Raw genomic sequence first — 11,596 nt, forward strand, 5'->3', positions numbered from 1 at the left:
ATTCCGATGAGGTCCATTGCGTTCGCCGACTTCCTCATCGGCCTAGGCATCCTGTTCGTGCTCGAAGGCTTGATGTTCGCGGCAAGTCCCAACTGGATGCGCAAGGCCATGAAGAGCGCCATCGCCACGCCGGACAACATCCTGCGGGCGGTCGGGATCGGTTCGGCCGTGGCCGGCCTGATCCTGATCTGGGTGATGCGGCGCCCGGTTTAGGCGTCATGCCAACGTCAAAGTGAAGGCGAACGACTGGTTTTCGCCGTATTATCGGGGTGTTGAGACCCGTTAAGCTCTGCGCTTGCGCCGTCCCCCCGTTCGAGCGCAGTCTGGCGCCGAACCCCCTATTCCCTGGAGATCACAATGACCGCTGCCACCATTGCCCCGTCCCGCTTGCGCCATTGGGTGCGAACTGGGCTGGCCGCGCTCGCCATCGGTGCCTTCGGCGCATTCGGCACGCCGGCTCATGCGCGTGGACCGGACGGCATCGCCGACGTCGCCGAGAAGGTGATCGACGCGGTCGTCAACATCTCCACGTCGCAGACCGTCGATGCCAAGGGCGGCGGCAGCAACACCATGCCGCAACTGCCGCCCGGCTCGCCCTTCGAGGAGTTCTTCGACGACTTCTTCAAGAACCGCAGGGGTCCCGGCGGTGGCAGCAAAGGCGGTGACAACAACCCGCCGCGCAAGACCAATTCGCTCGGCTCCGGTTTCATCATCGATACATCAGGCGTGGTCGTCACCAACAACCACGTCATTGCCGATGCCGACGAGATCCACGTCATTCTCAACGATGGAACCAAGATCAAGGCCGAACTGGTCGGCGTCGACAAGAAGACTGACCTCGCCGTGCTCAAGATCAAGCCGCCGAAGCCCCTGGTCGCGGTGAAGTTCGGCGACTCCGACAAGCTGCGCCTCGGCGACTGGGTGGTCGCGATCGGCAACCCCTTCAGTCTCGGTGGCACGGTCACGGCCGGTATCGTCTCGGCCAAGAACCGCGACATCTCCTCAGGGCCATATGACAGCTACATCCAGACTGACGCCTCGATCAACCGCGGCAATTCCGGCGGCCCGCTGTTCAACCTCGACGGTGACGTCATCGGCGTCAACACGCTGATCATCTCGCCCTCCGGCGGCTCCATCGGCATCGGCTTCGCCGTGCCGTCGAAGACCGTCGTGGGCGTCGTCGACCAGCTCCGGCAGTTCGGCGAGCTGCGCCGCGGCTGGTTAGGGGTGCGCATCCAGAGCGTCACCGACGAGATCGCCGAGAGCCTCAGCATCAAGCCCGCGCGTGGCGCGCTGATCGCCGGCGTCGACGACAAGGGCCCGGCCAAGCCCGCCGGCATCGAGCCCGGCGACGTCGTCGTCAAGTTCGACGGCAAGGACGTCAAGGACCCGAAGGACCTGTCCCGCGTCGTCGCCGATACGGCGGTCGGCAAGGAGGTCGACGTGATCATCATCCGCAAGGGTCAGGAGCAGACCAAGAAGGTCACGCTCGGCCGCCTCCAGGATCCCGAGAAGGTTCAGGCCGCGGTGAAGACCGACGAACCCGCGCCCGAGAAGCCGGTGACGCAGAAGGCGCTCGGTCTCGACCTGGCAACGCTGAGCAAGGATCTGCGCACGCGCTACAAGATCAAGGACACCGTCAAGGGCGTGGTCGTCACCAGTGTCGACGCCAATTCCGACGCCGCCGAGAAGCGGCTGTCCGCCGGCGACGTCATCGTCGAGGTGGCGCAGGAGGCGGTGTCGAGCGGCGCCGAGATCCAGAAGCGGGTCGACCAGCTCAAGAAGGACGGCAAGAAGTCGGTACTGCTGCTCGTCTCCAATGCCGACGGCGAGCTGCGCTTCGTGGCGCTGAGCGTGCAGTAGGAGATGCTTAGCCCCACGCTCACTGTCATGCCCCGCGAAGGCGGGGCATCCAGTACGCCGCGGCCACTCCGTATCCTCGCATGGTCTCTGGAATACTGGATCACCCGCTTTCGCGGGTGATGACAGCGGAGAGGAGGCTCTAAGCCTCCACAAACTCCTCGCGCCGATATCCCTGCGCATACAGCAGCGCGGTGAGATCGCCGTGATCGATCCGCACCGCCGCGGCAGCAGCCACCGCCGGCTTGGCATGATACGCCACGCCCAGCCCGGCCGCCTGGATCATCCCGAGGTCATTGGCGCCGTCGCCGACCACGACCGACTCGAGGTCGTCGAGATCGAACGATTCCATCAGATCCACCAACGTCGCGAGTTTCGCGGCGCGGCCCAAGATCGGTTGCTTCACTTCGCCGGTGAACTTGCCGTCGCGCACCACAAGCTCGTTGGCGCGGTTTTCCTGAAAGCCGAGCTTGGCGGCGACCGCAGTCGTGAACAGCGTGAAACCGCCCGAGACGAGGCAGGTGTAAGCGCCGTGCGCGCGCATGGTCGCGACCAGCTCACGGCCGCCGGGGGTCAGCGTGATGCGCTTGGCCAGCACCTCGTCGACCGCGCTGGCGGGAAGATCCTTGAGCAGCGCAACGCGCTCGCGCAGCGCCGGCTCGAACTCGATCTCGCCGCGCATCGCGCGTTCGGTGATGGCGGCCACATGCGCCTTCACCCCGACGAAGTCGGCGAGCTCGTCGATGCATTCCTGGCCGATCATGGTGGAATCCATGTCGGCGAGAAAAAGCTTCTTGCGCCGGAAGCCGACTGGCTGCACGACGATGTCGATGGGCAGGTCGCCGCGAAGCTCGCGGAGCCGCTGCTCGATGGCGTGGCGGTCGCCTTCGAGGTTACTGTCGGCGCCGAAGGGAATGTCGACCGCAACCCCGTCGAACAGCCAGTGCGCGGGAGCTGCCTTTGGCAGCACGGCGCGGGCGCCGTCGACGATGGTAGAGTCGAGCGCAGGATTGTCGGGATTACAGATCAGCGTGGCGACGAGGGACATTTGAGGTTTTCGTGAGCGAGGGGCAAGTCAGCGGAGGGCATGTTGGCAAGGCCGTGCTTATCGCAGGCCCGACCGCCAGCGGCAAGTCGGCGCTGGCGCTCGAGCTTGCGCTCGCCACCGGCGGTGTCGTCATCAACGCCGATTCCATGCAGGTCTACCGCGACCTGCGCATCATCACGGCACGGCCGACAGGGGCGGATGAGGCGCTCGTGCCGCATCGTCTCTACGGCCACGTCGATGCGGCCGTGAATTTCTCGGCTGGTGCCTGGGTGAGCGACGCGGCGAAGGTGCTGGAAGCGGCGACGGCCGATGGTCGCCTGCCGATCTTCATCGGCGGCACAGGGCTCTATTTCAAGGCACTGACGGCGGGCCTTTCCGTGGTACCGCCAATTCCCGCTGAGGTGCGCGAGGACGTGCGCGCGCGGCTGGAACGGAGCGGCGTCGAGGCGCTCCACGCGGAACTCGCACACCGCGATCCGCGCGCGGCCGAACGATTGAATCTGCGCGACCGCACCCGGATCGCGCGCGCGCTCGAAGTGGTCGAGGCGACCGGCCGTTCGCTGCTCGACTGGCACGGCGAGGGCCAGCCGCCGTTGCTGCCGAAGGATAGTTTTCGCGCGGTGTTTCTCGCCCCCGAGCGCGACGAGCTCTATGCCCGCATCGATGCCCGCTTCGATGCCATGCTAGGCGCCGGCGCGCTGAGGGAGGTCGAGCGGCTCGCCGCCAGACACCTCGATCCGCTGCTGCCGGCCATGAAGGCCCATGGCGTGCCGGCGCTGATCCGGCATCTGCGCGGCGAGCTCAGCCTGGACGAAGCAGCCACAATCGGCCGTGCCGACACCCGCCATTACGCCAAGCGCCAGTTCACCTGGTTCCGGCACCAATTGCCCGAGTTCGAATGGGTCAAGCCGGAGGAGGCGAGGGGATGGCTCGCGGCGGCGACTGCGGACGCCGACTGACGTGCTTTTGTGCCCGGTTCCCGAATTTACCTCTCGCCGAACCCTGGGAACCCCGCTACACTGCCAAAATCGCGCGGGAACGGCCGCATTGCCTTGACATCCAGGCTTTGGCCGCTATGTTTCGCGCAACCTTTGGGAAGCCGGGCGCCTGCCATGCGTAACATTATTACCAACCTCCTTATCGCCGTCGTACCCAGGCACACCGCCGGGGGTGGCTAGCTGCCATCCACAAGACAGGCGGTGTGCGTGGGCCCTCTTCGGGGCCTTTTTTATTTCCCGAACCCGACACGAACGAAGCCGCTGACAACAGCGCATCCGGAGCAAGCCAATGACCGACAAGAGCCACGATCCGAACCAGATGACCGGCGCCGCGATGATCGTCCGCGCGCTCATCGATCACGGCGTGACCGACATTTTCGGCTATCCCGGCGGCGCGGTGCTTCCGATCTATGACGAGATCTTCCAGCAGAGCGAGGTCCAGCACATCCTGGTCCGCCATGAGCAGGGCGCGGGCCACGCCGCCGAGGGTTATGCGCGCTCGACCGGTAAGCCGGGCGTCGCCCTGGTGACTTCCGGCCCCGGCGCCACCAACATGGTGACGCCGCTGACCGACGCATTGATGGACTCGATCCCGCTGGTCTGCATCTCCGGCCAGGTGCCGACGCATCTGATCGGCAACGATGCCTTCCAGGAATGCGACACCGTCGGCATCACGCGCCCCTGCACCAAGCACAATTGGCTGGTGCGCGACGTCAACGATCTCGCCAAGGTGCTGCACGAGGCGTTCTACGTCGCGACCTCCGGCCGGCCGGGCCCGGTGCTGGTCGACGTTCCCAAGGACGTGCAGTTCGCGACCGGCACCTATCATCCGCCGCGCAAGTCCGACGTGCATCGTTCCTATGCGCCGCGCGTGAAGGGCGATGCGACGCAGATCCGCAAGGCGGTGGCGCTGCTCGCGAACGCCAAGCGCCCGGTGATCTACAGCGGCGGCGGCGTCATCAATTCCGGTCCCGAGGCGACCAAGCTCTTGCGCGAGCTGGTCGAGGTCACCGGCTTCCCGATCACCTCCACGCTGATGGGCTTGGGTGCATATCCCGCTTCGGGCAAGAACTGGCTCGGCATGCTCGGCATGCACGGCACTTACGAAGCCAACATGACCATGCATGATTGCGACGTCATGCTGTGCGTCGGCGCGCGCTTCGACGATCGCATCACCGGCCGCGTCGACGCGTTCTCGCCAGGCTCGAAGAAGATCCACATCGATATCGACCCGTCCTCGATCAACAAGAACATCCGCGTCGACGTGCCGATCATCGGCGATTGCGGCAACATCCTCGGCGACATCCTCCAGGTGTTCAAGGCGGAGGCGAAGAAGCCCGACATCAAGTCGTGGTGGCAGCAGATCGCGCAGTGGCGTGCCCGCAACTCGCTCTACTACAAGAAGAGCAACGACGTCATCCTGCCGCAGCACGCGATCCAGAGCCTGTTCGAGCTGACGCGTGGCAGGGATACCTACATCACGACCGAGGTCGGCCAGCATCAGATGTGGGCGGCGCAGTTCTACGGCTTCGAGGAGCCGCATCGCTGGATGACGTCGGGCGGTCTCGGCACCATGGGCTACGGCCTGCCGGCGGCGATCGGTGTGCAGGTAGCCCATCCCGACAGCCTCGTCATCGACATCGCGGGTGATGCCTCGGTGCAGATGACGATGCAGGAGATGTCGACGGCAGTGCAGTACGAGCTGCCGATCAAGATCTTCATCCTGAACAACCAGTACATGGGCATGGTGCGGCAGTGGCAGCAGCTGCTGCACGGTAACCGCCTGTCGCATTCCTATTCGGAGGCGCTGCCGGATTTCGTCAAGCTCGCCGAAGCCTATGGCGGCGTCGGCCTCCAGGTGCACAAGCCCGCCGATCTCGAGGGTGCCATCAAGGAGATGATCGCGGTCAAGCGCCCGGTGCTGTTCGACTGCCGCGTCGCCGCGCTGGAAAACTGCTTCCCGATGATCCCCTCCGGCAAGGCGCATAACGAGATGCTGTTGCCTGAGCAGGCCAACGACGAGGCTACCGCGAAGGCATTCGCCGCCGGCAAGGCGCTGGTGTGAGCGCGATGATCACAAGCTCCGCTGTCATCGCCCGGCTCGACCGGGCGATCCAGTACGCCGCGGCCTGCGTGAAAAATCCCGGCCGGTGAACGCTGAATGCCCGCCTTCGCAGGGCGTGACGAGAGATATTTGAGGGGACGACAATGAACCAGCCGGCATCTGCCTATTTCATCGAGGACCGCCACGATCCCAACGAGACGCACACGCTCGCGGTGCTCGTGCAGAACGAGCCAGGCGTGCTCGCGCGCGTCATCGGCCTGTTCTCGGGCCGCGGCTACAACATCGAAAGTCTCACGGTCTCGGAGACCGAGGCCCAGAAGCATCTGTCGCGCATCACCATCGTCACCACCGGCACGCCGATGGTGATCGAGCAGATCAAGCACCAGCTCGATCGCATGATCCCGGTCTACCGCGTCGTCGACATGACCCAGACCAAGCGCTCGATCGAGCGCGAGCTTGCCATGGTGAAGGTGCGCGGGCAGGGCGAGCACCGGGTCGAGGCGCTCAGGCTGGCGGATGCGTTCCGCGCCCGTGTGATCGATGCCACCACCGAGAGCTTTGTGTTCGAGATCACAGGCAACACTGAAAAGATCAACCAATATATCGACCTGATGCGTCCGCTCGGCCTCGTCGAGGTGTCGCGCACCGGCGTTGCCGCGATTGGTCGCGGGCCTGAAGGGATGTGAACCATGCTGGCGCGCGACTGGTACTATAACGAGCGGAACCGGATGGGGATCGAGCCCGCGGTGGCGTCGATCTATGACAACCATGACGATGCCGATCTGCGGGCGCGCGCCGCGCTGAAAATGCTCGGGGTCCAGCGCGGCTGGCGCATCGCCGACATCGGCTGCGGCAACGGCGTGCTCGCGACCGAAGGGGCGCTGATAGGTGCAGAGGTCGATGCCATCGATATCTCGCCCGCGATGCTGGCGCTCGCCGAAATCTATGCACGTGACCGCAAGGCGCCGGTCCGCACCCAGTCGGCCGGCCTGCTGAGCTTCTCCTACCGGCCGGAATCCTACGATTTGATCGTCAGCGAGTTCACGCTGCATCATCTGCCGGACTTCTGGAAGGCAGTGGCGATATCGCGGATCTATCGCGCGCTGAAGCCGGGCGCGAGCTTCTACCTGCGCGACATCGTCTACGCTTCGATGCCGGATGCGATCGAGCGCGATGTCGAGCAATGGGCGGACTTCCAGATCAAGAACCACGACTTTTCGCGCGAAGGCGTGGTCACGCACATGCGCGACGAATATTCCACCTTCGGCTGGGTGATGGAGCGGATGCTGACCGACGTCGGCTTCACGCTGATCTCGGCCGATTATCACGCCCCCATGCACGGCACTTATCTGCTGAGGAAACCGAAAGCCGGCGAGCAAGGCTAGACAGAAAAAGCAACAGGGCTGCACGATAGTGCAGAACCGGGAACAACAATGAAGCCGGCTGACATCCTCATCGCCATCCTGGTGGCGATCATCTGGGGGCTTGCCTTCGTGGCGAGCCGGATCACGCTCGACGAACTGTCACCGGAGTTGATGACGGCGCTACGCTTCACCATCGCCGCGGTCCCATGCCTGTTCATTCGCAAGCCGAAGATTGCCTGGTCGCTCCTGATCGCGATCAGCTTCACGCTGTTTCTCGGCCAGTTCCTGTCCCAGGCCTATGGTATCGCCCATGGCGTGCCGGTGGGGCTGACCAGTGTCGTCGTGCAGAGCCAGGCGCTCTTCACCATCGGCTTTGCCGCGCTCGCATTCGGCGAGCGGCCGACGCCGATGCAGGCACTCGGCACCGGCATTGCTGCGATCGGTCTTCTGATGATCTGCGGCACTGTCGGCTATGATTTCAGCGCTGCTGCGTTTGCGGTGCTGATGATCTCGCCAGTCAGCTTTGCCGTCGGCAATCTCTTGCTGCGTGGCGCCCGCGGCGTGCCCATGTTCGACCTGTTCGCGTGGTTGTGTCTCGCCTCGGCGATACCGTTGTTCGCGCTGGCGCTTATCGCCAACGGCCCGGCGTCGACCTGGATATCGCTGACCCACATCTCGCTGACGTCAGCGCTCTGCATGCTGGCGCTTGGCGGCGTCTCGACAAGCATCGCCTATTGGCTGTGGGGTCGGCTGCTGCGCGACTATCCAGCCGCCCAGGTGGTGCCGTTCGCGCTGCTGGTGCCGTTCGTGGGATCGGCGGCCTCAAGCGTCGTGTTCGGCGAGCGGTTCGGACCCCTAAGGCTCGCCGGCATGCTGACCGTGATCGGCGGTATCGCGGTGATGGTGCTGGCGAAGCGGCCCAAGGCGCTGCCTGAAGAGCCGCTGCCCAAAGTCGCGTGAGGCGAGCATGTCCCAATCGCTGTTCTATGCCTTTCTCATCTTCATGGTCGTGATGTACTTCACGCCCGGGCCGAACAACATCATGCTGCTGTCCTCCGGCCTGACCTACGGCTTTCGGCGCACCGTCCCCCACATCGTCGGGATCGTCATCGGCTTTGCCTTCATGGTGGCCGCGGTCGGCCTCGGGCTCGGCACCGTGTTCCTGGCCTATCCGATCCTCCAGACCATCTTGAAATATGCCGGTGCGGCCTACCTGATCTATCTCGCCGCCGCGATCGCCATGTCCGGCCCGACCAAGCCGGGCGAGGGGGGCGGCCGCGGCCCGATGACCTTCTGGGGCGCGGCGATGTTCCAATGGATCAACGCGAAAGGCTGGGTGATCGTGATCGGCACCATTACCGCCTACGCGGCGATCGCCCAATTCCCACTCAACATCGCAATCCAGACCCTGATCAGCCTGCTCGTCGGCACGGTTTCGACCGTGGTCTGGGCTCTGTTCGGCTCCGCATTGCGGCCGGTCCTGACCTCGGAGCGGCTGGTCCGTGCCTTCAATATCTTGATGGCGGTGCTGCTGCTCGCTTCCCTCTACCCCGTCTTCATGGATGCATGATGCCGCAGATTTCCATGCAGAAACGGGTTTCCCAGGGGCCCTAAAATGCTCTAGACAGCCCCCGAAATCCGTCAATTCACCTTCGAAAGACCTGACCATCGGCCGATTCCGGCCCCGAACGAGGAAACGAACTATGCGTGTTTATTACGATCGCGACGCCGACCTGAACCTGATCAAGGGCAAGAAGGTCGCCATCGTCGGCTATGGCAGCCAGGGCCACGCCCATGCGCTCAACCTGAAGGACTCCGGCGTCAAGGAGGTGGCGATTGCGCTGCGCAAGGGATCGGCCTCGGCCGAGAAGGCGGAAGCTGCCGGCTTCAAGGTGCTCGAGGTTGCCGAAGCCGCCAAATGGGCCGACCTCGTCATGATGCTGACCCCGGACGAGCTCCAGGGCGACATCTACCGCGAGCACCTGCACGACAACATGAAGAAGGGCGCCGCCCTCGTGTTCGCGCATGGCCTCAACGTCCACTTCAACCTGCTCGACCCGCGCGCCGACCTCGACGTGCTGATGATCGCGCCGAAGGGCCCCGGCCACACCGTGCGCTCGGAGTATCAGCGCGGCGGCGGCGTGCCCTGCCTGATCGCGATCGCGAAGGACGTCTCGGGCAATGCCCACGACCTCGGCCTGTCCTATGCGTCCGCCATCGGCGGCGGCCGTGCCGGCATCATCGAGACCACTTTCAAGGAAGAATGCGAGACCGACCTGTTCGGCGAGCAGGTGGTGCTCTGCGGCGGCCTGGTCGAGCTGATCAAGGGCGGCTACGAGACCCTGGTCGAAGCCGGCTACGCCCCGGAGATGGCCTATTTCGAGTGCCTGCACGAAGTGAAGCTGATCGTCGACCTGATCTATGAAGGCGGCATCGCCAACATGAACTACTCCATCTCCAACACCGCCGAGTACGGCGAGTATGTCACCGGTCCGCGCATCATCACCGACGAGACCAAGAAGGAGATGCGGAAGGTTCTCGCCGACATCCAGGGCGGCAAGTTCGCCCGCGACTGGATGCTCGAGAACAAGGTCAACCAGACCTCGTTCAAGGCGACCCGCGCCAAGCTCGCCGCGCACCCGATCGAGGAAGTCGGCGCGAAGCTGCGCGACATGATGCCCTGGATCAAGAAGGGCGCACTGGTCGATAAGAGCAAGAACTAAGCCGTTGTGCCCCGGACGCAGCGCAGCACCGCGCTGCTGATCCGGGGTCCAATGCGGCTTCTGGGTGACGGCTCTGCGCTTCGCTTCGCTTATCCGGGACACGAGCGAACACAAGCTTCGGTCGCCAAACCAAATCTTAAGCCCTTTGCAATTATCGTCGAGCGAGATCGCAGACAGCGGTCTCGCTCTTTCCTTCTCGCGCGAAGCACAGTTGCTTCATTCAAATTCTTCGCGAGCTGACGCGCTGCTTGAGCGCCAAGAACTGACGCTTAAACCACATTCTTGGTTTCACGTCGTTTTTCAAGGCTTCTTAGAACTTCCTGATCGTCAAAATCGCTGCGTCGTCAGAGCCAAGGATTCGGCTCTTCATCCGTCTTTTAACGCGCCTTCGACTCATGGCGCACCCGCTGCGCGGACTTGCGAGCTGGGCGACATTGCGCCCCGGCACCTTCCTCCTACATGATTGCGGGAACTCGAGGGGAGGGGACCATGCGATCTGTCGTCGTCACCGGCGCATCCACCGGCATTGGCTGGGCAGTTGCGAAATTTCTGATCGGGCGTGGCTATCGCGTGTTCGGCAGTGTCCGCAAGCAGGCCGACGCCGACCGGCTCAAGAGTGAGTTCGGCACCAATTTCACGCCATTGCTTTTCGACGTCACCGACGAAGCAGCTGTTCTCGCTGCTGCGCGAAAAGTTCGCGAGGCGCTGGGCGGCGAGACGCTGACGGGGCTCGTCAACAATGCAGGCATCGCGGTCGCCGGCCCCGTGCTCGAATTGTCGGTCGACGATTTCCGCCGCCAGATGGACGTCAACGTCATCGGTCCGGTCATCGCAACGCAGGCGTTCGGGCCGCTGCTGGGCGCAGACGCCGCGCTGAAGGGGCCGAAGGGCCGGATCGTGATGATCAGCTCGGTCGCCGGCAAGAACGGCAATCCGCTGTCGGCACCTTACAGCACCTCCAAGCACGCCATCGAGGGCCTGTCGGAGAGCCTGCGCCGCGAGCTGATGCTGTTCGGCATCGACGTCATCATCGTCGCGCCCGGCGCGGTGAAGACGCCGATCTGGAGCAAGGCCGAAGAGATCGACCTCTCCGTCTACCAGAACTCGCCCTATCTGCCGGCACTAAACAAGGCGATGGCGTTCATGATGGACATCGGCGCCAAGGGCCTGCCCGCCGAGCGTATCGCCGAAGTGGTGTTCGAGGCGCTGACGGCGGCAAGCCCAAAAGTGCGCTACCAGATCACGCCGGACCCGCTCCGCCATCTGATCGGCGCCGTGCTGCCAAAACGGACGCTGGACCGCATCATCGCCAAGCGCCTCGGGCTGCTGCCGCAGGGGTGACGTTCAGCTCGCCTCGGCCGGTCCGTCCTATCGCCAAGCCCTGACGTTGCGAGGAGCGGCCTGCCGGGCCTGCGGCCCACGTCTCCCGCTAACAATAAGCGAAAGTCGGATCGCCGGACGCGTTGCCTGACCGTGACTGTTCCGTTACAGTTTTATGACACGGTGCAGACTTCCGGCTGCGCCGGGCGCCGCTAGCT

At 64.2% G+C, this 11,596-nt stretch carries 11 protein-coding genes; 10 read left to right on the plus strand and 1 reads right to left on the minus strand.

The genetic code is table 11. The features are described 5' to 3' along the window. Positions 1–6: 6 nt before the first annotated feature. Positions 7–213, plus strand: coding sequence for a DUF2065 domain-containing protein (locus tag AAE027_RS09325; RefSeq protein ID WP_027560516.1), 207 nt, complete (start codon positions 7–9; stop codon positions 211–213). Between the two features lie 144 nt (positions 214–357). Beyond that, positions 358–1,863: a Do family serine endopeptidase gene (locus AAE027_RS09330; RefSeq protein ID WP_128935963.1), complete on the plus strand. Its 1,506-nt coding sequence runs from the start codon at positions 358–360 to the stop codon at positions 1,861–1,863. Positions 1,864–2,002: 139 nt separating this feature from the next. Here AAE027_RS09330 and serB read toward each other — a convergent pair whose 3' ends face one another. Beyond that, a complete protein-coding gene (gene serB / locus AAE027_RS09335; RefSeq protein WP_370990879.1) occupies positions 2,003–2,908 on the minus strand; it encodes a phosphoserine phosphatase SerB in 906 nt (301 codons plus the stop codon). Positions 2,909–2,919: 11 nt separating this feature from the next. Between serB and miaA the strand changes: the two genes are divergently transcribed. From miaA to AAE027_RS09375, 8 genes are all read left to right on the plus strand, one after another. Continuing rightward, complete coding sequence (gene miaA / locus AAE027_RS09340) at positions 2,920–3,867, plus strand: tRNA (adenosine(37)-N6)-dimethylallyltransferase MiaA (protein ID WP_370990880.1); 948 nt, start codon at positions 2,920–2,922, stop codon at positions 3,865–3,867. Between the two features lie 328 nt (positions 3,868–4,195). Beyond that, the gene (locus AAE027_RS09345) at positions 4,196–5,971 is read left to right on the plus strand and encodes an acetolactate synthase 3 large subunit (RefSeq protein ID WP_370990881.1); all 1,776 of its coding nucleotides are present in this window, start codon (positions 4,196–4,198) and stop codon (positions 5,969–5,971) included. 143 nt (positions 5,972–6,114) lie between these two features. Then, positions 6,115–6,657 (plus strand): acetolactate synthase small subunit, encoded by a 543-nt coding sequence (gene ilvN, locus AAE027_RS09350; RefSeq protein ID WP_091878999.1) that lies wholly within the window; start codon positions 6,115–6,117, stop codon positions 6,655–6,657. A gap of 3 nt (positions 6,658–6,660) precedes the next feature. Beyond that, positions 6,661–7,356 (plus strand): class I SAM-dependent methyltransferase, encoded by a 696-nt coding sequence (locus AAE027_RS09355; RefSeq protein WP_370990882.1) that lies wholly within the window; start codon positions 6,661–6,663, stop codon positions 7,354–7,356. 48 nt (positions 7,357–7,404) lie between these two features. Continuing rightward, on the plus strand, positions 7,405–8,295 hold the full coding sequence (locus AAE027_RS09360) for an EamA family transporter (RefSeq protein WP_370990883.1): 891 nt from the start codon (positions 7,405–7,407) through the stop codon (positions 8,293–8,295). Between the two features lie 7 nt (positions 8,296–8,302). Next, positions 8,303–8,905: a LysE family translocator gene (locus AAE027_RS09365; RefSeq protein WP_370990884.1), complete on the plus strand. Its 603-nt coding sequence runs from the start codon at positions 8,303–8,305 to the stop codon at positions 8,903–8,905. Between the two features lie 133 nt (positions 8,906–9,038). Continuing rightward, positions 9,039–10,058: a ketol-acid reductoisomerase gene (gene ilvC, locus AAE027_RS09370; RefSeq protein WP_370990885.1), complete on the plus strand. Its 1,020-nt coding sequence runs from the start codon at positions 9,039–9,041 to the stop codon at positions 10,056–10,058. Positions 10,059–10,547: 489 nt separating this feature from the next. Next, positions 10,548–11,399 (plus strand): SDR family oxidoreductase, encoded by an 852-nt coding sequence (locus AAE027_RS09375; protein ID WP_370990886.1) that lies wholly within the window; start codon positions 10,548–10,550, stop codon positions 11,397–11,399. Positions 11,400–11,596: the final 197 nt, after the last annotated feature.

Source organism: Bradyrhizobium sp. DN3 (assembly GCF_041357655.1).
Classification (GTDB): domain Bacteria; phylum Pseudomonadota; class Alphaproteobacteria; order Rhizobiales; family Xanthobacteraceae; genus Bradyrhizobium.